The sequence below is a fragment of the Mesorhizobium sp. CNPSo 4684 genome (assembly GCF_057784315.1).
This window is the reverse complement of sequence record NZ_JBWLUX010000002.1, coordinates 25,859-46,819: the sequence shown is the minus strand read 5'-3', so window position 1 is coordinate 46,819 and position 20,961 is coordinate 25,859. Positions and strand designations below refer to the sequence as shown.

The following is a 20,961-nucleotide window of genomic DNA, read 5'->3' as shown; positions in this document are numbered from 1 at the left end:
GATCAAAACGGATAGTGCTGGTTCGGATCCTCGATGGTCAGCCAGCGCAGGTCGGTGAATTCGGCGATCGAGGCCTTGCCGCCGAAGCGGCCATAGCCCGAGCCCTTGACGCCGCCGAACGGCATTTGCGCTTCGTCGCCGACAGTCGGGCCGTTGATGTGGCAGATGCCGGCCTCGATGCGCGCGGCGACCGCCATGGCACGGCGGATGTCGCGGCTGAAGACGGCCGAGGAGAGGCCGTATTCGGTGTCGTTGGCGACGCGCACAGCCTCGTCCTCGCCCTTGACGCGGATCACCGGCTTGACCGGCCCGAAGGATTCTTCGGCGTAGACGCGCATGGAGGGCGTGACATGGTCGAGCAATGTTGCCTCGACCACGGTTCCGGTGCGCTTGCCGCCGGCCACCAGCTTGGCGCCCTTGGCGACAGCGTCAGCTACCAGTTCTTCCATCTTGTCGGCGGCCTGGCTGCTGATCAGCGAACCCAGCACGACATGGCCGCGCGGGTCGCCCGCGGGCAGTTGCGAAGCGCGGGCGGCGAGCTTGGAAACGAACTCATCGGCGACCTTTTCATCGACGACCAGGCGCTCGGTCGACATGCAGATCTGGCCCTGATGCATGTAGGCGCCGAAGGCGGCCGCATTGACCGCGGCGTCGATGTCGGCATCGTCAAGCACGACCAGCGGCGCCTTGCCGCCGAGTTCGAGCAGCGCCGGCTTCAGGTGCTTGCCGGCGAGCTCGGCGATGATCCTGCCGACCTTGGTCGAGCCGGTGAAGTTGACACGCCTGACGGCGGGGTGCGCGACCAAGGCCTCGACGATTGCAGCGGCGTCCCTGGGATCGTTGGTGACGACATTGATGACCCCCTTGGGCAGGCCAGCCTCGACCAGCACCTGGCCGATCAGCCGGTGCGTGCCCGGACACATTTCGGAGGCCTTCAGCACCACCGTGTTGCCGCAGGCGATCGGCATGGCGACCGCGCGGGTGCCGAGGATGACCGGTGCGTTCCACGGCGCAATGCCGAGGCAGACGCCGGCCGGCTGGCGGATGGCCATGGCCAGCGTGCCGGGCTTGTCGGAGGGGATGACCTCGCCCGAAATCTGCGTCGTCATGGCGGCCGCCTCGCGCAGCATCTTGGCGGCCAGCATGACGTTGAAGCCGGCCCATGGACCGGTGGCGCCGGTCTCTTCCATCATCAATTTGGTGAATTCGCCGACCTTGGAATCCATCACATCGGCTGCCTTGGAGAGCAAGGCGCGGCGCTCGCCCGGTCCAGTCTTCGACCAGGTCTTGAAGGCGGCGGCCGCGGCTTCGACCGCGGCGTTGGCATCGGTTACGCTGGCGGCTGCGGCGCGCGTCGCCAGCTTGCCGGTGAACGGGTCCAAGCGCTCGTAGGAGGCCGAACCGGACGCATCCCTTTTGTTGCCGTCGATCAGAAGTCCGATGTCCATTGTTTTCTCCTCGCTCGCCGTCGAGCGGCGCAAAATTTAAAAGCCGAGCACCTCGGCGTTGATCGATGCTTCGAGGCCGCCATCAACCGGCACGTTGGCGCCGTTGACCCAGCGTGCGCCGTCCGAGCACAGGAACAGCACGACAGGCGCGATGTCGCCCGAGGTGCCGGCGCGTCCGACACGGGCGATGTCGCTGTCGACGCGGGCATCGCCGAGCACAGTGCGGAACTGTTTCAGGATCGGCGTCTCGACCGGGCCGGGGCTGACCGCATTGACGCGGATGCCGCGGCTCCTGAACTGCTCCTGATGCGCAGCGCGCTGCGTCCACAGAAGCAGCAGCTCCTTGGAAACGGGATAGCCTTCCTCGTTCTTCACCTGATGGTCGGCGACCACTTTGGCGACATCGGGAAAGCCCTCGATGCCGACCATCGACGCCGCGCGGTTGAGGTTGGCGCGCCAGCCATAGCCGGCGATTGAAGCGACGTTGACGATGGCGCCGCCTTCGCGAAGCTTTGGCGCGAGACCTTCCGAAAGTGCGCGCAGACCGTAGAAGTTGACCGCCAGCGTCGACACCGCGCCGGTGTTGCCGGAGAGGCCGGCGACGTTGCAGAGCGCGTCGATGCGCTGCGGCAGGGATGCGACGAGATTATCGACGCCGGCCCTGGACGAGATGTCGGCCTTGACGAAACTGCCGACCGGTGCGGCCGGCTCACGCACATCGACGCCTATCACGTCGGCGCCGAACTGGCCGGCAAGTTCGGCCGTTCGGGCACCGATGCCGGACGCGACACCGGTGATCAGAATGGTTTTGCCGAAAAGCATGGTCACGCCTTTTCCCGCTGTGCCGTGGTTTCGAGCGACGCTGCCGCCGTGTCGGCATCGCCGGTGTTTGCCTGCAGCCTGACGCGATAGCCGACCGGCAGCAGCCGTATGCCAAAACGCTCCTCCAGCGTCCCCCACAGGCCGCGCGGCAGGAACAGCGAAAACAGCATGGCGGTGGCGCCGAGGCCGATCAGATACCAGACGCCGGTGCCGCCAAACCAGGTCTCGATGAGGAAGAACAGTAGTGCGCCGAGAATTGCGCCTTCGAAGGTGCCGATGCCGCCGACCAGCACCATAAAGATCATGTAGGCGGTCCACTGGACATTGAAGTAAGTCTTCGGCTGGAAGGTGATCGAAGTCGCCAGCCACAGCGCACCGGCAATGCCGATGCCGAAGGCGGCGAGCACGAACAAAAGCCGCTTGGTGCCGGTGACGCGCACGCCGACCGAGGCAGCGGCATCCTCATTGTCCCTGATGGCGCGGATGGCCGCCCCCGTGCTGCCACGCAACAAGCCGAACAGGATGGCGAGCAGCGCCGTCATCGCGGCCAGTGCCAGCCAGTAGATCGTCGCCCGCCTGACGCCGGCGTCATAGACGTTGAGCGAAATCAGCGACGTCCCGGTTTCGCCTTGCACCAGTCGGTCGAGGTTGACCAGGAGATGGGTAAGCGCGGCGATGACCCACATGCCGATGGCGAACTCGCCATTCCTCAGCCGCAGCATGAACAGTGACATCGGCCAGGAGATCGCGCCGACAATGATCGCCGAGACGAACAGCGAGACGAACGGGTTGAGGCCGGCATCGGCCAGGCGAATGGCGAAGTAGGCGCCGAGGCCGAAGAACACTTGTTGTCCCACAGAGACCAGGCCGCCGAAGCCGGCCAGCGCATTCCACATCGCAGCCAGGATCACATAGATGAACAAGGCCGTCATGCGGTCGACCGCGCCGGCCGACAGGAAGTGCGGCGCAACGGCGAGCAGCGCGATGATCACGACGACCGCGATCGAGAGATACGCGAAGCAGGTGTGCCGCGCTCGATCACGGGGGAGGTCGAAACTGCGCTCATGTCGTCTGCCTCGCGCGCAGGCGCAGCAGGCCGCGCCGGCCGAGGCCCGACGTGGAGAGCCGGATGAACAACACGATCAGGAAGGCGACATGGCCGCCGATGAGGAAGCCTTGCGGATGCACCTGCGCGCCGAGCGTCTGGGCAAGCGCCAGCACGATGCCGCCGAGAAGTGTGCCCCACAGCGAGCCGGCGCCGCCGATCACCGCCGCCTCGAAAGCGAACAGCAATTGCGGTGCGCCGGTATAGGGATCGAAGGTGGCGCGCATGCCGAGAAAGGCGCCGGCAAGACCGACGGTGACCATGGCGATGGCCGCTGCAAGCGCGCTGGCGCGGCGCGCATCGACGCCGACGAGGCCGGCCGTATCGGGATCTTCGGAGGTGGCGCGGATCGAACGGCCGAGCCTGGTGCGGGTCAGGAACAGCTGCAGCCCGCCAAGCATGACGACAGCTGCGGCGAACATGATCACGGCAAGTTTGCCGACATAGATGCTGCCCGGCCATTCCCAGGAATCGTAGGACAGGCTACCGATATAGGGCGCCAGCGAACGTGTGTCGGCGCCGAATTGCTCGAACAGCGCATTGTCGATGACGATGGCGAGGCCGAAGGTGGTGAGGATCGGCAGCAGCGCGCCGCCGCGGGCGCTGCGCTCGAGCAGGAAACGCTGCAGCACCCAGCCGATCGCCGCCATCAGCGGCAGGACGATGAGCAGGCCGACGAAAGGCGAGATGTGGAAGCGTGAGGCGAGCCACCACAGCGCATAGGCCGAAAATACGGCAAGGCTGCCATGCGCGAGGTTGATGATGCGCATCACCGAAAACATGAAGGATAGGCCGCAGGCGATCAGCGCGTAGTAGCCGCCGAGAAGAATGCCCTGGACGATCTGGTTGCTCATGCCGGCATACTCCCGGCGCTTTTCCTGTGCAGGCCGAAATAGGCCTTCGTCACCTCGTCGCGCGACATGCCCTTGCTTGGGCCTTCCAGCGCCACGCGTCCTTCGAGCATGCAGATGACATTGTCCGATACCGAGAGCGCGCGGTTGAGATCCTGTTCGACCAGGATGATCGTCGTGCCGGAGCTGATCAGTCCTTGCAGCGAAGCGTAGACGCGGTCGACCACCAGCGGCGACAGGCCGAGCGAGACCTCGTCGAGCAGCAGCAGTTCCGGATTGCTCATCAGCGCGCGGCCGATGGCCGTGGCCTGCTGCTCGCCACCGGAAAGATGCCCGGTCTTGGCATGGCGGCGTGGCTTGAGGTTGGGAAAGGTGTCGAGCACTCGTTCCACGCTCCAGTCGCCGGGACGGCCGGCGGTCTTGCCAAGCAGAAGGTTCTCTTCGACGGTCATCTGCACGAACAGCTTTCGTCCCTCGGGCACCAGTGCGACACCCATGCCGACGCGCTTGTGCGACGGCACGCCGGTGATATCGGCGCCATCCAGAAGCACGCGGCCGGCCGTCGGCTGATGCGCGCCGGCGATTGCCCGCAACAGCGTCGTCTTGCCGGCGCCATTGGCGCCGACCAGCGCCAGCGTTTCGCCGCGCTCGATCGCAAAGCTCACAGCGCGCACCGCCTGTAAGAGGCCGTGCCGGACAACAAGGTTTTCTACCGCGAGCAGGCTCATTTCGGGCCTCCACCGAGATAGGCGCGCACGACTTCCGGGTCGGCCATCACCGTTTGCGGCTCGCCGTCGGCGATGATCTTGCCGGCGTCCATGCAGATCAGCCGCTCGGCCACCTGCAGCAGGATGTGGACGATGTGCTCGATCCAGACGATGCCGATCTTGCGCCGGCGTAATTCCTTGATCGTATCGACAAGTTCGCTCGCCTCGCCATCGGTCAGTCCGCCGCCGATCTCGTCGAGCAGAAGAAGCGTCGGTCTCGCCGCAAGCGCGCGGGCGAGTTCCAGCCGTTTGCGGTCGAGCAGGCCGAGCGTCTCGGCCCGCCGGTTGGCGACGCCCAGCATGCCGCACAGTTTCAGTGACGCCAGCGCCTCCTCATAGGCTTCGTCGCGGCCGAGACCGGCGCCATGCGATGCGGCGACGAAGACGTTCTCGAACGCGGTCATGCCGCTGAACGGCTTCGGCACCTGGTGCGTGCGCACAAGGCCGAGACGACAGCGGGTCGTTGCCGGCATCGCCGTCACGTCGCCACCCCTAAAGGCGACGGTGCCGGCACTCGGCGGAAAGGCGCCGGAGAGCACGCTGAGCAGCGTCGTCTTGCCGGCGCCGTTCGGGCCGACGATGCCGACGGCCTCGTCGGCATTCATGGCAAAGTCGATGTCGTCGAGCACCACCAGCGCGCCGAAGCGTTTCTGGATGCCGGCGGCGCTGAGGATCACGTTTGCTGAACCGTTCACGATGCGATCCCCGCAACCGTTGATCAGCCGTTGTACGGCTGGAGCTTGGCTTCGACCGGCACCTTCGGATCGGTGGCGTTCTCGGTCACGACATAGTCGAGGGGGAATTTGGCTCCTTCCTTGGCGGCCACCCATTGTGTGCCGATGATCGGACCGGGCGAGACATTGGCGACCGGGCCGCTGGTGAAGTCGACCTTGCCGATCATGGTCTCGGTGTTGAGCGTGCTCAGCGCCTTGGCGACCGCTGCCTTGTCCTTGGCGTCGGTGCTCACCTTCAGCGCCTCGAAGCCGGCGTCGAGCAGCGACATCGAAGCGCCGAGCTGCTGCGTCCACTGCTTGCCGCTCGCGGCCTCATAGCCGTCGGCGAGTTCAGTGCCCGAAACCCCGGTCAGCGGCGATTTGTAGGGGAAGGCCTTGTGCCAGTAAGCGGCGCTCGAAATCTTGTTGCCTAGATCGCCAAGCGCCTCGATGTCGGACGGGAACAACCCGGTCTTGGCGACCTGGCAGATCTTGATCTGCTTGATCAGACCCTGCTGCGCGGCCTGACGCCAGAAGGCGGCGAAGTCCGGCGGGATCGGGAAGGAGTTGAAGATCTCGACGCCTTCCTGCTTGAACAGCGCGATCTGCGAGGAATAGTCGGTGGTGCCGGTCTCGTAGGCGCCGGGATCGACGATGGTGAAACCCTGCTTGGCCAGCAGCGGCGCCAGATGGGCGCGGATGGCGTTGCCGTCGGCATCGTTGGGATACATGACGCCGACCTTCTTGTTGGTCTCGATCAGGTTCCATTGCGAAACATAGGTCCGGAAGAACTCGTCGACGCCGAAGCCGAAATGATAGGTCCACTTGAACGGCGAGGGGGCGTCGGGCTTGGCACCACGGCCGAAATACCAGGCTTCCCACGGCATGACGGTTGAGAGGCAAGGCACGCCGGCAGCTTCGCAGGCGTCGGCGACCGGATTGATGACCTCGGGCGTCGACACCGCCAGCATCAGGTCGATGGCCTGGTTGTTGATGAGGTCCTTGGCGAGCTGGCCCGCGCGGGAGGGATCCGATTGCGTATCCTGATCGAGGATTTCCACACTGTACTTCTTGCCGCCGACATCGAGGCCGCCGGCGAGCGCCTTGCGGGCGAGGTCGAGCACATAGCCGTCGGTCTGGCCGAAGCCGGCAAGCGGGCCGGTGCGTGGACTGACAAAGCCGACCTTCAGCGTGTCGGCAGCTTGCGCGAAAGCCTTGCCGCGGCTGAGCGCAAGGGCTGCGCCGCCGGCGAGAGATGTGGCGATGAACTGGCGCCGCGAGACGCCGGATTTGCTTGAGGTCATGCTGATATTCCTCCCTTTCCTGACGGTGCCTGGAGGGACCGCCGGCCTACTCAAAATCGGTGCCGCCCGTCGTTCAGATCGGATATGCCCCCGCTGGCTCCAAGGCGGCAGCGGAACGCCGCCAATGCCGGCAAACGGCACGATTTCGATCCTCCCATTGCCACAGTGCCTTAGGTGTTTGGTTTGGTAAAATGATATTTTGCGGTTTTTTATTAACCCTGGGGTTATGAGAATTGCCCATTCACACAGATCTGTAGGACTGATCTGATCGCTCTGCTCCCGCGAGGACGACTGCCTCAGCCGCCTCGGCTGGCTGCCTCGCGGATGGTTTTCAGCAGGATAGCGAAGGCCGGCGAGGGGGCCGTGTCGGTCCGCATCGTCAGCCCGACAGGTCCCTTGGTCTCTTCGGTGTTGACCGGCAGAGCGACGAAGGCGCCGCTGGAGATTTCATTGGCGACGACGCCGGTCGAGATGATCCAGACGGCATCGCTTTGCCGCAGGAAGGCGCGGCCGAAGGAATCCGAGACGGTCTCGATTTCGGTCGCCGGCGCGGTCATGCCATTGGTGATGAACAGGCGGTCGACGAACGGGCGGATGACCGATTCCCGGGTCGGCATCAGCACCGGGAACTCATCGAGGCGGGCGAAGATGTCCTGGCCCGGCTGCGCCAAGGGGTGGCCGGCCCGCACCACGAACAGAACCTGTTCGGAATAGAGATGCTCGAAGAAGAAGCCGGTCATGTTTTCCGGTGCCGCCAGCCGGCCGACAACAAGATCGAGCGCGCCGACGCGCAACTGTTCGAGCAGCACGGCATTCTCACCGGTGACGATCTTGATCGCCGCTCCCGTATTTTCACTCAGGAACAGACTCATGGCGAGCGGCATGACCCTGGCCGACACTGTGGGCAGCGCGCCGATGCGGATCGGATGGCGGTTGATGGCGCCGTCCTGGCGGACGGAATCGACGCCACGCTTCAAGGCTGTGATCGCGGTGCCGGCATGACCGAGGAAGATTTCGCCGAGTCGTGTCACCCTGATGCCGCGGCCGTCGCGTTCGACGACGGCGATGCCAAGCGCCTCTTCCAGTTCGCGCAGCGTCTTGGTCACCGCCGGCGGACTGACGTGAAGAAAATCGGCCGCCCTCGCCACGCTGCCTTGCCGCGCTACCTCAAGGAATGCCTGCAGGTGACGGAACCTTATGCGGCTTTCGGACATGGTTTTCGTAACCTCCCAGTTAATGAAACGGCGCAAAATATCATTTTACCAAACCAAATGCCTTGTGCAATGTGAACACGGAGGATCGAAATCGTGCCATTCGTCAACATTGGCGGCATCACGCTCCACCATCGCAACTTCAGGGCGAATGGGGACGCGCGGCCAGTCGTGTTTATCAATTCGCTCGGTACCGACTTCCGCATCTGGGACGAAGTGGTGTCTGACTTGAACGCTGACATGCCCTTGCTGGTTTACGACAAGCGCGGCCACGGTCTTTCCGACATTGGCGGCATCACCTCGATTGACGATCATGTCGATGATCTCTCCGGCCTCATCGATCATTTCGGGCTGACCGACGTCGTGATCTGCGGCCTGTCGGTCGGCGGCCTCATCGCGCAAGGGTTCTATGCAAGGCGCCCCGACATCGTCGAAGGTCTCATCCTGTGTGACACGGCGCACAAGATCGGCACCGCCGACAGCTGGAACACCCGCATAGCAACCGTCGAAAGCAAAGGCATCCAGGCCATCGCCGACGCCGTGCTTAAACTGTGGTTCACCCCGGCCTTCCATACGGACCGGATCGCCGAGCTTGACGGCTACTGGAACATGATGACCCGGCAAGCCGTCGCCGGTTATGTCGGCACCTGCGCCGCAGTGCGCGACGCCGATTTCACCGAGGTCGCTCAGGCTATCGCGGTGCCCACGCTTTGCGTCGTCGGCGACCAGGACGGCTCGACGCCGCCGGACCTGGTTCGCTGGCTGGCCGAACTCATTCCCGGCGCGCGCTTCGAGATCATCCGGGATGCCGGCCACATTCCTTGCGTCGAGCAGCCCGGTGCGCTGACCGCCCTGATCCGAGAATTTCTCGCGTCGCTTCCTCAGAGAAAGCAGATCCATGGATGAAGTGTCCAAGACCACGACCAGATACCGGACCGGTCTGACGGTGCGGCGCTCGGTGCTCGGCGACCCGCATGTCGACCGCAGCGAGGATGCCGTCACCGATTTCGACCGGCCGTTCCAGGAGCTGATCACAGAGGCAGCCTGGGGGACGGTGTGGGCGCGGCCGGGTTTCAGCAAGCGCGAGCGCTCGATCGTGACGCTGGCCCTGCTCGCCGCACTCGGCCATGATGAAGAGGTCGCCATGCATGTGCGCGCCACCGCCAACACCGGCGCCTCGCGTGACGACATCTGCGAAGCGTTCCTGCATGTGGCGATCTACGCCGGCGTGCCGGCGGCCAACCGCGCCTTCAGGATCGCCAAGGAGGTGTTTTCGGAAATGGACGGAAGCAGGAATGGCCATGCCAGCTGATGCCGGCTCGAACCGCAGGCCCGAGACCGGCGCCTTCTTCCAGCGCGACAGGAACTGGCATCCGCCAGCGCTGACGCCGGACTACAAGACATCGGTGCTGCGCTCGCCTCAGAAGGCGCTGGTGGCCTTCGACAACACGGCGTCGGAAATCACCGGTCCGGTGTTCGGCCACGCCATTCTGGGCGAACTCGACGCCGACCTCATCCACAATTTCGCCAAGCCCGGCGAGAGCGCCATCGGCGAGCGCATCATCGTCTATGGGCGCGTGCTCGACGAGCGGGGCGTTGGCGTCTCGGGCGCGCTGCTCGAATTCTGGCAGGCCAATGCGGGCGGCCGCTACCGCCACAAGAAGGACGGGTATCTCGCGCCCCTCGATCCGAATTTCGGCGGCTGCGGCCGCACCATCACCAACGCCGATGGCAGCTATGCCTTTCGCACGGTCAAGCCCGGTCCCTATCCCTGGCCGAACGGCCCCAATGACTGGCGGCCCTCGCACATCCATTTCTCGGTATTCGGCCACGGTTTTGCGCAACGTCTGATCACGCAGATGTATTTCGAGGGCGACCCGCTGATCTGGCGCTGCCCGATCGTGCGCGGCATCCCGGATAAGGCGGCCATCGAAACACTGATCGCCGCCCTCGACATGCAGGCAACGATCCCCTTCGACGCGCGCGCCTACAAGTTCGACATCGTGCTGCGCGGACGCCGCGCCTCGCTGTTCGAAAACCGGCCGGAGGGCAATTGATGGCGCAGGCGCTCACCCGGCTGAAGGAGAGCCCGTCGCAAACCGCGGGGCCTTATGTCCATATCGGGCTGACGCCGAATTTCGGCGGCATCGGCGGCGTCTATGCCACGGACCTTGGCGCGACCATGCTCAACGACAGGACCAAGGGCGAGCGCATCGGCTTGCGCATCCGCGTGCTCGACGGCACCGGCACGCCGCTCCGGGATGCGCTGATCGAAATCTGGCAGGCGGATGCGAATGGGTTCTACAATTCGCCTGCGGAATTACGCGGCGATGCCGATCCGGATTTTCAGGGCTGGGGCCGTCAGCCGACCGACATGGAAACCGGCCTGTGCAGCTTCGAGACGATCAAGCCGGGCCGCGTGCCGTATGGCGACGGGCGGCTGATGGCGCCGCATATCAGCCTGTGGGTCGTGGCGCGGGGCATCAATATCGGCCTCCACACACGGCTCTATTTCTCCGACGAGGAGAAGGTTCTTCTTTTCCTGGAAACGACGAACCGCTCTAGCTATTTTTTCTTGACGCAATTCCGGACGGAAAACCGCTTCACACTTTTCCTGGAATTGCTCTGCGAGACCAGAGACATGACTGTATCGCCCTTCGACCATCCGCTGCTGTCCGGCCTGCTCGGCGATGAGGAGGCCGCGCGGCATTTTTCCGCCGATGCCGAAATCGCTGCCATGCTCGATTTCGAGCGCGCTCTGGCGGAAGCGCAAGCCGAAAGCGGGATCATCGGCAAGGACGCCGCGGCTGCGATCGTGTCTGTCCTGTTGTCCTACAAGCCGGATACCGCGCGGCTACGGGCTGGGGTGGCCAAGGACGGCGTGATCGTGCCCGAACTGGTGCGCCAGTTGAAGGCAGCGGTCGGCGCGCCGCACGAGGCCAGCGTGCATTTCGGCGCAACCAGCCAGGATGTCATCGACACTGGCCTGGCGCTTCGGCTGCGCCGCGTGATCGACCATCTCGATCTCTTGCTGATTGAAAACATCGTGCGGCTGACGGCGTTGGAAGAGCGTTTCGGGGGCAGGACATTGGCCGGGATGACACGGATGCAGGTGGCGATCCCAATAAAAGTGTCGGACCGTGTCGCAGCGTGGCGAGCACCGCTACAGCGGCATCAGCAGAGATTGTCGCAACAGTCGCCACGTTTGCTCGTAGTGCAATTTGGCGGCGCCGCTGGCACGCTGGAAAAGCTCGGCGACAAGGGTCCTGCGGTGCGCGCGGCCCTTGCCGCAAAACTCGGCCTTGGCGACGCACCGCAATGGCACAGCCAGCGCGATGCGCTGGCCGAATTCGCCAGCTTGCTGTCGCTCATCACTGGCGGCCTCGGCAAGTTCGGCCAGGACATTGCGCTGATGGCGCAGGCCGGCACCGAGATCACGCTGTCCGGCGGCGGCGGCTCGTCGGCCATGCCGCACAAGCAGAACCCGGTGAAGGCCGAAGCGCTGGTGGCGCTGGCGCGCTTCAACGCCACGCAGCTTTCCGGCGTGCACCAGGCGCTGGTGCACGAGCAAGAGCGCTCGGGCGCGGCGTGGACGCTGGAGTGGCTGCTTCTGCCGCAAATGGCGGTTGCGACCGCGGCTGCACTACGGCTCGCCGCGGAGCTCGCCGGAGAGATCGAAAGCCTGGGGCACTGATGCGTACAAAGATCGTCATTGTCGGCTCCGGACCGTCTGGCCTGCTGCTCGGCCAACTGCTCAGCGGCATCGGCGTCGAGACGGTGATCCTCGAGCGTTCGAGCCGGGAGCACGTGCTTGGCCGTGTGCGGGCAGGGGTGCTCGAACAGGGCACGGTCGAATTGCTGGAGGAGGCGGGCGCCGCTGCAAGGCTGCATGCCGAAGGCCTGCTGCACGCCGGCATTTCGCTTGCCTTCGGCGGCAGCCTGCACAGGCTTGATCTCACGGCGCTGACCGGCGGCAAGCACGTCACCGTCTATGGCCAGACCGAGGTGACCCACGATCTGATGGACAAGCGCGAGGCGGCGGGACTGGCCACCGTCTATGAGGCGGCCAATGTCGCGCTGCATGGTTTCGATGGCGAAGCGCCCTTCGTCACCTATGACAAGGATGGCGTCAGCCACCGCATCGACTGCGACTTCATCGCCGGCTGTGACGGCTATCACGGCGTCAGCCGCAAATCGGCGCCCGAGCGCGCGCTGAAAACCTTCGAGCGGACCTATCCGTTCGGCTGGCTCGGCGTGCTGGCCGAGGTGCCGCCGGCCGATCACGAACTGGTCTATGCCAATCACGAGCGCGGCTTTGCGCTGTGCTCGATGCGCTCGACCCATCGCAGCCGCTACTATGTGCAGGTTCCGGCCGACGAGCGGGTCGAGGCGTGGAGCGACGACCGCTTCTGGGATGAGTTGCGCCGCCGCCTGCCGGAACGGACGGCTGCCGCCGTCGTTACGGGCCCGTCCTTCGAAAAGTCGATCGCGCCGCTGCGCTCCTTCGTTGCCGAGCCGCTGCGTTTTGGCCGGCTGTTCCTGGTCGGGGACGCCGCCCACATCGTGCCGCCGACCGGCGCCAAGGGGCTCAACCTCGCTGCCAGCGACGTGCGCTATCTCTTTGCCGGACTTCGCGAATTCTACCTGGACAAATCACTGGGTGGGCTCGACGCCTATTCGGCCAAGGCGCTGGCGCGAGTGTGGAAGGCGGTACGCTTTTCCTGGTGGATGACGACGATGCTGCATCGCTTTCCCGATACCGGCGAGTTCGGCCAGCGCATCCAGGAGGCCGAACTCGACTATCTCGTGCATTCGCAGGCGGCGTCGACCGCGCTGGCCGAGAACTATGTCGGTCTACCGTATTGAGGGCGGTGCGATCTCAAACGCGCTCGAGCGCCACTGCGATGCCTTGGCCGACGCCGATGCACATGGTGGCCAGCGCATAACGGCCGTCGCGCTCGCGCAGCTCCAGCGCCGCGGTACCGGTGATGCGCGCGCCCGACATGCCGAGCGGGTGGCCGAGTGCGATGGCGCCCCCATTGGGATTGACGTAGTCCGCGTCCTCGCCGATGCCGAGTTGGCGCAGCACGGCGATACCTTGCGAGGCGAAAGCTTCGTTGAGTTCGATGACATCGAATTGTTGCGGCGTCAGGCCGAGACGGGCACAGAGCTTTTTCGTCGCCGGCGCCGGGCCGATGCCCATGATGCGCGGCGCCACGCCGGCGGCGGCACCGCCGAGGATCCGGGCGATCGGCGTCAGTCCGTATTTTTTCACAGCCGCTTCCGACGCGATGATCAGCGCCGCGGCGCCATCGTTGACGCCGGACGCATTGCCGGCGGTGACCGTCCCGCCTTGGCGGAACGGCGTCGGCAATTTGGCCAAGGACTCGACCGTGGTTCCGGCGCGAGGATGCTCATCCTTGGAGACGATGACCGCATCGCCCTTTTTCTGCGGGATGGTCACCGGAGTGATCTCCTTCGCCAGCCGGCCATTCGCCTGCGCGGCGACGGCCTTGTCCTGGCTGCGCACGGCGAACGCATCTTGGTCGGCGCGCGACACCGAAAAATCCTCGGCGACGTTCTCGCCGGTCTCGGGCATGGAATCGACGCCGTACTGTTTCTTCATCAGCGGGTTGATGAAGCGCCAGCCGATGGTGGTGTCGTAAATCTCGGCATGGCGCGAAAAGGCGGTCTCGGCCTTGGGCATGACGAAGGGCGCGCGGCTCATCGATTCGACGCCACCGGCAATCATCAATTCGGCCTCGCCCGATTTGATGGCGCGGGCGGCGATGGTGACGGCATCCATGCCGGAACCGCAGAGGCGATTGACGGTCGAGCCGGAAACCTCCTTCGGCAATCCAGCGAGCAGCAGCGACATCCTCGCTACATTGCGATTGTCCTCGCCGGCCTGGTTGGCGCAGCCGTAGGCAACATCGTCGACCGCCTGCCAGTCGATGCCGGCATTGCGCTCGATCAGCGCCTTCAGCGGGATGGCGCCGAGGTCGTCGGCGCGCACAGAGGAAAGCGAGCCGCCGAAGCGGCCAATCGGGGTGCGGATGTAGTCGCAGATGAAGGCCTCGGCCATGTCATGCAGCCTTTTGTTTTCCGCTTCCCTCATGCGCCGCCTTGGTGCGGGCCTGCAGGTCGCGCAATGTCGTCAGTTCGAGCGTGGTCGGCGCCGGCGTCTCTTCAAGCGCATCGGCAAATCTCACGGTCCAGCCGCAAGTGTCCTGCACCTGTTGGCGCGTCACGCCGGGATGCAGCGACACCACGGTGAACTCCTTGGTCACCGGGTCGGGCTTCCAGATGGCGAGGTCGGTGATCAGCAGCGTCGGCCCTGATGTGTCGATGCCGAGGCGCTGGCGATGGTCGCCGCCGTCGCCATGACCGAAGGAGGTGAAGAAGTCGATCTTTTCGACCATGCCGCGCTTCGATTGCGCCATGGTGATGTAGATCTCCTTCGACGAGGTGGCGATCTCCGGCGCGCCGCCGCCGCCGGGCAGGCGGGTCTTGGGATGCGCATAGTCGCCGATGACGGTGGTGTTAATGTTGCCGAACTTGTCGAGCTGCGCCGCGCCGAGGAAGCCGATGGAGATGCGGCCGCCCTGCAGCCAGTAGCGGAACATTTCGGGCACCGAGACGGTGGTGACGGCGGTGTCGCAGAGTTCACCGTCGCCGATCGACAGCGGCAAAACATCGGGCGCGGTGCCGATGGTGCCGCTTTCATAAATCAGCGTGATGTCGGGCGCATGCGTCAGCCGCGCGACGTTGCAGGCGGCCGACGGCGCGCCGATGCCGACGAAACAGACATCGTCGTTCTTCAAGGCGCGGCTGGCGGCGATGGTCATCATCTCATTGGGGGTGAAGCCGCTCATGCCGCGCTCCTCAGATGTTCGACTCGGGCCGCGAAATCATCGGCCGTGCGTTCGATGACATTGGCCTGCATCCAGGCCTGGAATTTTTCACGGTCGGCGGCGATCTCGTCCCATTCGAGATAGGCGGCGTTGTCACGCGCATAATAGCCGTGCGTGTAGGAGGGATGCGAGCCGCCGGGCACCACCGATATCGCAGCGATGGTCCAGCGCGGCAGCACGGTCAGATTGGGGTGCAGGTCGTCGAAATTGTCGACGACTTCCTCCACCGTCACCACAGCGCGTTTTGCTGCCAGCACTGCTTCCTTCTGGATGCCGACAATGCCTTCGACCAGCACATTACCCTTTTTGTCGGCCTTCTGGGCGTGGATGAAGGTGACGTCCGGGCGGATCGAGGGAACCGCCGCCAGCACTTCGCCGGTGAACGGACAAGTGACCGACTTGATGTTCGGATTGACGGCGACAAGCCCAGCGCCGCGATAGCCGCGAAACACCGCACAGGGCAGTCCGGCCGCGCCCGCCTCATAGGCGTTGGCCATGCCGGCATGGCTGTGCTCCTCGATCTCGATCGCTCGGGGAAAGCTGTTCTCGATGGCGTCGCGGGCGCGCCGCAGCAGGCCGACGCCGGGATTGCCGACATAGGAGAAGATGATCTTCTTCGCCATGCCCATGCCGATCATCTGGTCGTAGATCAGGTCGGGGGTCATGCGGATCAGCGTGAGATCGCGAAAGCCCTGGCGGATCGCCTCATGCGCCGCCGCCGTCGGGATCAGATGGGTAAAACCCTCGAAAGCGACCGCGTCGCCATCATGCAGATTCTCGGCCACGGCCTCACTGAGCGGCAGGAATTTGACCATCGCAGGGAAACTCCAAAAGTTTGTATTGCGAACATTTGTTTTGTATGTAATACTTTTACATCGGGTCGCCACGATGAGTCAATGGCGACGCATTGTTTCGCGGAGGCCGCATGGACGACGAGGCAACGACGCGCGACCATGTCGGTTCGCTGGAACGCGGCCTTGCGGTCATGGAGATCCTTGCCCGGCATCCGGCGGGCTTGACGCTGACCGAGATGGCGGAAGAGGCGGGGCTGACTCGCGCCGGCGCGCGCCGATTTCTGCTGACGCTGACCGCTACCGGTTATGCGACGCAATCCGGCCGGCTGTTTTCGCTTTCGCCGCGCCTGTTGACCATTGTGCGGACCTGGCTTGGCGGCGCTTCGCTGTGGACCTTCGCGGCACCGATCCTGCGAGAGGTGGCAGGGCAGTTCAACGAGGCCTGCAATGCGGCGGTGCTGTCGGGCGAGGATGTCGTCTATGTCGCGCGCATCCCCGGCCGGCGCATCCTCAGCGTATCGCTCGATGTCGGCACCAGGCTGCCGGCGTATTGCACCTCGATGGGACGGGTTCTGCTTGCGGGGCTCGCGCCGGGCGAGCTGAAGGCCTTCCTTGCCGAAGCAAAGATCGAGCGGCGGACGCCGAAGACGATCACCAGTCGCGCAGCCCTCAGCAAGGCGATCGACGCCGCGAGGGCGGGTGGCTTTGCCATCGTCGATGAGGAACTGGAGCTCGGCCTGCGCTCGATCGCCGTGCCGATCTGTGATCGCGCCGGCAAGACCGTCGCGGCGATCAACGTCTCGACCCAATCGGCGCGGTTTTCCGTCGAGGCGATGGAACGGGATGTCCTGCCTGAGCTGGGCAAGGCGAAACGGCGCATCGAAGAATTCTTCTTCGTTTGAGCAGCAGGCTAATCGCCTAAACGCGTACTGCCGTCATTGCCCTGCCGGGCATTTCTCCCCGTTTACGGGGGAGAAAGAGGCTGGCCCCCGCATTGCCGGCTTCATTTCTGAATGTTGGTGAGTGGCGAAATCGTCGATGAGAGCGCCCCTCGCCCCGTTTACGGGGAGAGTGCCGGCAGGCAGGTGAGGAGCAGCGCATGCGCTCCTAACGAATCCCGTTGACCTCACGTCAAAACTCCAATATTGAACAGGACTATACAGGTTCACTGAACAGGTACCCATATGAAGCGGCGCGCGGTTCAACTGTCTCCCGGCACGGGCAAGCCCGAGCAGATCGCCACCGTTCTCGAACATGAAATCCGCTCCGGCGTGCTTGGCTTCGGCGACCGCCTGCAAAGCGAAAACGAACTCGTCCAGCGCTTCTCCGTCAGCCGCAACACGGTTCGCAAAGGCCTTGAAGAACTGTCCAGCCGCGGGCTGATCACCACCAAGGTCGGCATTGGTTCCTTCGTCACCTTCGACGGCAAGCCGGTCGATGACAGCATCGGCTGGTCCCGGGCGCTGGCCAATGCCGGCGCCAATGCCGAGACGCGGACGCTGCGGCTGGAAGTGATCGAGGATGCCGATCTTGCCGCGCTGCTTGGCATCGAAAGCCCGTTCTTCATCGCCGTCGACCGGGTGCGCACCAATGCCAGCGACGGCCATGCAATCTCCATCGAGCGCAGCCGGCTGCCGCTGTCGCCTGAACTCGAGGATGTGCCGCTGCGCGGCTTGCGCGAAGGCTCGTTGCACCAGACGCTGCGGGCCGCCGGGCTCATTCCCGACCATGGCGAGGAATGGGTCGGCATCGAGATGCTCAACGCCGAGGACGCGGCCATTCTCGGCTGCCCGCAAGGCACGCCCTTCCTGCGCGGGCGACGGCTGACGCGCGCCGCAGACGACCGGCCGATCGAGTATGTCACCAGCCTGCTCAACCCGGCGCATTTTGCGCTGCATATGAGGTTTTGAGCGATGCCGGATGCAGCCGACAAGGTCATTGATCGCGCGCTGGGCGCGCTTGTCGGCGGGGCGCTGGGCGATGCGCTCGGCATGCCGACGCAGCTTTTGTCGCCGGCCCGTATTGCCGAACTCTATGGCCATGTCGAGGATTTCGTCGCGCCTTTCGCCGACCATCCGGTGTCCAGGGGGCTCGTGGCCGGCACCATCACCGACGACACCGAACAGGCGCTGCTGCTCGGCCGCATTCTTGTCGAGTCCGGCGACCGTTTCGACCATGCGCGCTGGGTCAATGCGCTGCTCGACTGGGAACGCGAGGTCAAGGCACGCGGCAGCTATGATCTGCTGGGACCGTCGACCAAGCGCGCCATCGATGCCATCAACAATGGTGTGCCGGCCGAAGAAGCCGGGCGCAGCGGCGACACCAATGGCGCGGCCATGCGCATCGCGCCTGTCGGCATCATGATGCCGCTGGAGCCGCTCGATGCGTTTGTGGCCAAAGTGGCGGAGACCTGCCGTCCCACGCACAACACCTCGATCGCCATTGCCTCGGCCGCCGCGGTCGCGGCCGCTGTCAGTCGCGGCGTCGCCGGCGGCGACTGGCGTGCTGCTTCCGACAGCGCCGTCGCGGCGGCGAGGCGAGGGGCCAAGGTCGGCCACTGGGTGACCGGCGGCGACATCGCCGCACGCATAGTCCTGGCGCAGGAGCTCGTGCGTGACAAGACCATGAAGGATGCGATCGGGCTCATCACCGAACTTGTCGGCACCGGCGTCGCCAGCCAGGAATCGGTCCCGGCCGCCTTCGCGGTGCTAGAAGTCTCCAACGGCGATCCCTGGAAGGCCGCTGTCATCAGCGCCAATCTCGGCGGCGACACCGACACGATCGGTGCCATTGCCGCAGGCATGGCTGGAGCCTGCATCGGCTTTTCGCAATTGCCGCAGGACCGGATCGCCGGCCTTAGGGGTATCGACATGGCCGAGGTTCGGACGCTGGCAGCCGATCTGGTTGCAGCAAGGCTGTTCAAGGGCCGCACGGACAAGACCGGCTCCGGCAAGGACGCCGCGGCATGAGCGGGCGCCTCGTCCATGTCGGCAGCGCGGTGGTCGACCATGTCTACCGCATCGATGTGTTGCCGGCGCCTGGTACGGAGAAGACAGCTTCAAGTTATGCGCAGGTCGCCGGCGGCGGCTTCAACATGATGGTTGCGGCCTGCCGCACCGGCATGACGGTTGTGTTCGGCGGCCAACTCGGCAGCGGGCCAAATGGCGATTTCCTGCGCGCTGCGCTTGCGGGCGAAGGTATCGAAACGCTGACGCCGCCATCATCTGCGATGGACAGCGGCAATTGCGTCGCCATGATCTCGAGCGATGCCGAACGCACCTTCGTCTCTTGGCCCGGCGCGGAGAGCATTCTCAGCCTCGCCATGATGGCGCCCGTGGTCGCGGCATCCGGCGACTGGGTGTTCACCTCAGGCTACACGCTGAGCTATCCCGGCAGCCGCGACGCGCTGACCGACTGGATCGAGGCGCTGCCAGCAGGTATTCCGTTTGTGTTTGATCCGACGCCAATCATTGCGGACATTTCGCGCCCAATCCTGTCGCGGGTGCTTGCCGGCACGACTTGGTTGAGCTGCAACACGACCGAAGCGGCCGAGATCGCCGGCCTTGGCGATGTCGAAACCCTCGCACGCCGACTTCTCGCCGATCATTGCCCGAAGGCCGAAGGCGTTGTCATTCGCGCCGGCGCGAAGGGCTGCTTCGTGCAGTTGGCTGACGGCAGTGCGCAAACCATTCCCGGCTTCAAGGTCGATGCAATCGACACCAATGGCGCCGGCGACACCCATATCGGCGCCTTCGTCAGCGCATTGTCACGCGGGATGCCGGCTTTTGAGGCGGCGCGCTACGCCAATGCGGCGGCGGCGCTTTCGGTCACTCGCCATGGCGGATCATCGGCGCCGACGGACAGAGAGATCCAGACATTCCTGAGCCATGCCGATGATCACGAGCATGACCGGAAGCAACAGGCCTAAACATGCCCCGCCAAGCGGGCAAACAATGAGAGGAACGAACATGCGTATGCCCAGACTGACCGCTTTCCTGACTGCAACCTCCGTCATCGCCTCGGTGCTGGCCGCCAGCGCCGGCGAAGTGCACGTGCTCAACTGGAAGGGCTACGGCGCCGACGAGCCGTGGGCCGTCGAAGCCTTCGAGAAGGCGACCGGCAACAAGGTCATCAACGACTTCTTCAATTCCGAACAGGAAATGCTGACCAAGATCCGGACCAACCCGGGGCTCTACGACGTCGTCATGATCAATGCCGCCTTCAACGACCAGGCGATGGCGGAAAAGCTGATCCAGCCGATCGATGTGTCGAAGCTTTCCAACTATGCCAATATCAGCCCGGACAAAGCGAGCTCGCCGATGCTCGTCCATGACGGCAAGGTCTATGGCGTGCCGTGGGTGTGGGGGCTGACGGCGCTTGCCATCAACGAAAAGTCCTTCGACAAGCCGCCGACATCAATCGCCGAAATGTGGAATGCCGCGCATAAGGGCCGCGTAGTCATTCGCGACGACGCCGTCGAGGCGGTCCAGTTCGGGGCCATCGCCACCGGCCAGAATATCAACGACATCAAGGATATGGAGGCGGTCAAGGCGAAGCTGACCTCGCTGATGCCGCAGATCAAGACCTTCTGGAGCTCGGAGAACGACTGGAACCAGATGGTCGCCTCCAACCAGATCGACATCGGCACCTACTGGAGCGGTTCGGCCGACCGCGCCAAGACCCACTTCAAGCTACCGGTCTCGCTGGTCATCCCGCAGGAGGGCGCCGTCGCCTGGCTCGATGCTTTCTCCATTCCGGCCGGTTCGAAGAATGTCGAGGGCGCCGAAGCCTTCATCAGCTACATGATCGACCCGAAATTCTATGTCGAATGGGTCACCAAGGTCGGCGCTCCCGTCTCCGCCAACACCAAGGCGGTGGAAGCGCTGCCGGAGGATGCCTTCAACCGCAAGGTGATGGGCGATCCCGAGGTCGCCAAACGCATCCAGTTCCAGGCGCCGATCACCGACAAACAGCGCGAAGCCTATCTGGCGCTGTGGCAGCAGCTCAAGGTCGACGTGAAGTAAAGCTTGCG

20 protein-coding genes and 2 pseudogenes are annotated in these 20,961 nt (G+C 64.6%); 11 read left to right on the top strand and 11 right to left on the bottom strand.

The genetic code is table 11. The features are described from left to right. Positions 1–2: 2 nt before the first annotated feature. From AC04SG_RS01750 to pcaQ, 8 genes and pseudogenes are all read right to left on the bottom strand, one after another. Positions 3–1,448, bottom strand: coding sequence for an aldehyde dehydrogenase (locus AC04SG_RS01750; protein WP_488549670.1), 1,446 nt, complete (start codon positions 1,446–1,448; stop codon positions 3–5). 36 nt (positions 1,449–1,484) lie between these two features. Continuing rightward, on the bottom strand, positions 1,485–2,270 hold the full coding sequence (locus AC04SG_RS01745) for a coniferyl-alcohol dehydrogenase (protein WP_488549867.1): 786 nt from the start codon (positions 2,268–2,270) through the stop codon (positions 1,485–1,487). 2 nt (positions 2,271–2,272) lie between these two features. Next, a pseudogene (locus AC04SG_RS01740) lies at positions 2,273–3,336 on the bottom strand (branched-chain amino acid ABC transporter permease). Further along, on the bottom strand, positions 3,333–4,229 hold the full coding sequence (locus AC04SG_RS01735) for a branched-chain amino acid ABC transporter permease (RefSeq protein WP_488549669.1): 897 nt from the start codon (positions 4,227–4,229) through the stop codon (positions 3,333–3,335). The pseudogene AC04SG_RS01740 and the gene AC04SG_RS01735 overlap by 4 nt, the downstream one beginning before the upstream one ends. Further along, positions 4,226–4,954, bottom strand: a complete 729-nt coding sequence (locus AC04SG_RS01730; RefSeq protein ID WP_488549668.1) for an ABC transporter ATP-binding protein — start codon at positions 4,952–4,954, stop codon at positions 4,226–4,228. The genes AC04SG_RS01735 and AC04SG_RS01730 overlap by 4 nt, the downstream gene beginning before the upstream one ends. After that, positions 4,951–5,625, bottom strand: coding sequence for an ABC transporter ATP-binding protein (locus AC04SG_RS01725; protein ID WP_488549866.1), 675 nt, complete (start codon positions 5,623–5,625; stop codon positions 4,951–4,953). Before AC04SG_RS01725 ends, AC04SG_RS01730 begins: the two co-directional genes overlap by 4 nt. Positions 5,626–5,711: 86 nt before the next feature. Beyond that, entirely contained in the window at positions 5,712–7,010 is a 1,299-nt protein-coding gene (locus AC04SG_RS01720) for an ABC transporter substrate-binding protein (RefSeq protein WP_488549667.1), read from the bottom strand. Between the two features lie 296 nt (positions 7,011–7,306). Further along, the gene (gene pcaQ / locus AC04SG_RS01715) at positions 7,307–8,224 is read right to left on the bottom strand and encodes a pca operon transcription factor PcaQ (protein ID WP_192259466.1); all 918 of its coding nucleotides are present in this window, start codon (positions 8,222–8,224) and stop codon (positions 7,307–7,309) included. Between the two features lie 93 nt (positions 8,225–8,317). Between pcaQ and pcaD the strand changes: the two genes are divergently transcribed. From pcaD to pobA, 6 genes and pseudogenes are all read left to right on the top strand, one after another. After that, positions 8,318–9,127, top strand: a complete 810-nt coding sequence (pcaD, locus tag AC04SG_RS01710; RefSeq protein ID WP_488549666.1) for a 3-oxoadipate enol-lactonase — start codon at positions 8,318–8,320, stop codon at positions 9,125–9,127. After that, on the top strand, positions 9,120–9,533 hold the full coding sequence (gene pcaC, locus AC04SG_RS01705; protein WP_192259462.1) for a 4-carboxymuconolactone decarboxylase: 414 nt from the start codon (positions 9,120–9,122) through the stop codon (positions 9,531–9,533). The genes pcaD and pcaC overlap by 8 nt, the downstream gene beginning before the upstream one ends. Next, entirely contained in the window at positions 9,523–10,278 is a 756-nt protein-coding gene (gene pcaH / locus AC04SG_RS01700) for a protocatechuate 3,4-dioxygenase subunit beta (protein WP_488549865.1), read from the top strand. The genes pcaC and pcaH overlap by 11 nt, the downstream gene beginning before the upstream one ends. Then, a pseudogene (pcaG, locus tag AC04SG_RS01695) lies at positions 10,278–10,739 on the top strand (protocatechuate 3,4-dioxygenase subunit alpha); the annotation flags it as partial. The gene pcaH and the pseudogene pcaG, both read left to right, overlap by 1 nt. A 123-nt stretch (positions 10,740–10,862) precedes the next feature. Beyond that, the gene (locus AC04SG_RS01690; protein WP_488549864.1) at positions 10,863–11,915 is read left to right on the top strand and encodes a 3-carboxy-cis,cis-muconate cycloisomerase; all 1,053 of its coding nucleotides are present in this window, start codon (positions 10,863–10,865) and stop codon (positions 11,913–11,915) included. After that, positions 11,915–13,087: a 4-hydroxybenzoate 3-monooxygenase gene (pobA, locus tag AC04SG_RS01685; RefSeq protein WP_488549665.1), complete on the top strand. Its 1,173-nt coding sequence runs from the start codon at positions 11,915–11,917 to the stop codon at positions 13,085–13,087. Before AC04SG_RS01690 ends, pobA begins: the two co-directional genes overlap by 1 nt. Before the next feature lie 13 nt (positions 13,088–13,100). Here the strand turns inward: pobA and pcaF are convergent, their stop codons facing one another. From pcaF to AC04SG_RS01670, 3 genes are read right to left on the bottom strand one after another with little or no spacing between them, the layout of a single operon-like run. Then, positions 13,101–14,306, bottom strand: a complete 1,206-nt coding sequence (gene pcaF / locus AC04SG_RS01680; RefSeq protein ID WP_488549863.1) for a 3-oxoadipyl-CoA thiolase — start codon at positions 14,304–14,306, stop codon at positions 13,101–13,103. A gap of 1 nt (position 14,307) precedes the next feature. Next, positions 14,308–15,096, bottom strand: coding sequence for a CoA-transferase subunit beta (locus AC04SG_RS01675; protein WP_488549664.1), 789 nt, complete (start codon positions 15,094–15,096; stop codon positions 14,308–14,310). Beyond that, complete coding sequence (locus tag AC04SG_RS01670) at positions 15,093–15,950, bottom strand: CoA transferase subunit A (protein ID WP_352583674.1); 858 nt, start codon at positions 15,948–15,950, stop codon at positions 15,093–15,095. Before AC04SG_RS01670 ends, AC04SG_RS01675 begins: the two co-directional genes overlap by 4 nt. 110 nt (positions 15,951–16,060) lie before the next feature. Here AC04SG_RS01670 and AC04SG_RS01665 point away from each other — a divergent pair, with 110 nt between their 5' ends. The 5 genes from AC04SG_RS01665 to AC04SG_RS01645 all read left to right on the top strand — a co-directional run bounded on the left by AC04SG_RS01665 (position 16,061) and on the right by AC04SG_RS01645 (position 20,953). After that, positions 16,061–16,831, top strand: a complete 771-nt coding sequence (locus AC04SG_RS01665; protein WP_488549663.1) for an IclR family transcriptional regulator domain-containing protein — start codon at positions 16,061–16,063, stop codon at positions 16,829–16,831. A gap of 282 nt (positions 16,832–17,113) precedes the next feature. Beyond that, positions 17,114–17,839, top strand: a complete 726-nt coding sequence (locus AC04SG_RS01660) for a GntR family transcriptional regulator (protein ID WP_023815836.1) — start codon at positions 17,114–17,116, stop codon at positions 17,837–17,839. A 3-nt stretch (positions 17,840–17,842) separates the two neighbouring features. Continuing rightward, complete coding sequence (locus AC04SG_RS01655; protein WP_488549662.1) at positions 17,843–18,898, top strand: ADP-ribosylglycohydrolase family protein; 1,056 nt, start codon at positions 17,843–17,845, stop codon at positions 18,896–18,898. Continuing rightward, the gene (locus AC04SG_RS01650; protein WP_488549661.1) at positions 18,895–19,857 is read left to right on the top strand and encodes a PfkB family carbohydrate kinase; all 963 of its coding nucleotides are present in this window, start codon (positions 18,895–18,897) and stop codon (positions 19,855–19,857) included. Before AC04SG_RS01655 ends, AC04SG_RS01650 begins: the two co-directional genes overlap by 4 nt. 40 nt (positions 19,858–19,897) lie before the next feature. After that, complete coding sequence (locus AC04SG_RS01645) at positions 19,898–20,953, top strand: ABC transporter substrate-binding protein (RefSeq protein ID WP_488549660.1); 1,056 nt, start codon at positions 19,898–19,900, stop codon at positions 20,951–20,953. The last annotated feature ends 8 nt before the right edge of the window (positions 20,954–20,961 follow it).

Bases quoted from the DNA above. Each gene is read 5' to 3' on its own strand.
- AC04SG_RS01730 (WP_488549668.1), bottom strand. From the start codon at position 4,954: ATGAGCCTGCTCGCGGTAGAAAACCTTGTTGTCCGGCACGGCCTCTTA.
- AC04SG_RS01670 (WP_352583674.1), bottom strand. From the start codon at position 15,950: ATGGTCAAATTCCTGCCGCTCAGTGAGGCCGTGGCCGAGAATCTGCAT.
- AC04SG_RS01745 (WP_488549867.1), bottom strand. From the start codon at position 2,270: ATGCTTTTCGGCAAAACCATTCTGATCACCGGTGTCGCGTCCGGCATC.
- AC04SG_RS01645 (WP_488549660.1), top strand. From the start codon at position 19,898: ATGCGTATGCCCAGACTGACCGCTTTCCTGACTGCAACCTCCGTCATC.
- AC04SG_RS01735 (WP_488549669.1), bottom strand. From the start codon at position 4,229: ATGAGCAACCAGATCGTCCAGGGCATTCTTCTCGGCGGCTACTACGCG.
- AC04SG_RS01650 (WP_488549661.1), top strand. From the start codon at position 18,895: ATGAGCGGGCGCCTCGTCCATGTCGGCAGCGCGGTGGTCGACCATGTC.
- AC04SG_RS01750 (WP_488549670.1), bottom strand. From the start codon at position 1,448: ATGGACATCGGACTTCTGATCGACGGCAACAAAAGGGATGCGTCCGGT.
- AC04SG_RS01655 (WP_488549662.1), top strand. From the start codon at position 17,843: ATGCCGGATGCAGCCGACAAGGTCATTGATCGCGCGCTGGGCGCGCTT.
- pcaH (WP_488549865.1), top strand. From the start codon at position 9,523: ATGCCAGCTGATGCCGGCTCGAACCGCAGGCCCGAGACCGGCGCCTTC.
- AC04SG_RS01720 (WP_488549667.1), bottom strand. From the start codon at position 7,010: ATGACCTCAAGCAAATCCGGCGTCTCGCGGCGCCAGTTCATCGCCACA.
- AC04SG_RS01690 (WP_488549864.1), top strand. From the start codon at position 10,863: ATGACTGTATCGCCCTTCGACCATCCGCTGCTGTCCGGCCTGCTCGGC.
- pcaQ (WP_192259466.1), bottom strand. From the start codon at position 8,224: ATGTCCGAAAGCCGCATAAGGTTCCGTCACCTGCAGGCATTCCTTGAG.
- pobA (WP_488549665.1), top strand. From the start codon at position 11,915: ATGCGTACAAAGATCGTCATTGTCGGCTCCGGACCGTCTGGCCTGCTG.
- AC04SG_RS01660 (WP_023815836.1), top strand. From the start codon at position 17,114: ATGAAGCGGCGCGCGGTTCAACTGTCTCCCGGCACGGGCAAGCCCGAG.
- pcaC (WP_192259462.1), top strand. From the start codon at position 9,120: ATGGATGAAGTGTCCAAGACCACGACCAGATACCGGACCGGTCTGACG.
- AC04SG_RS01675 (WP_488549664.1), bottom strand. From the start codon at position 15,096: ATGAGCGGCTTCACCCCCAATGAGATGATGACCATCGCCGCCAGCCGC.
- AC04SG_RS01665 (WP_488549663.1), top strand. From the start codon at position 16,061: ATGGACGACGAGGCAACGACGCGCGACCATGTCGGTTCGCTGGAACGC.
- pcaF (WP_488549863.1), bottom strand. From the start codon at position 14,306: ATGGCCGAGGCCTTCATCTGCGACTACATCCGCACCCCGATTGGCCGC.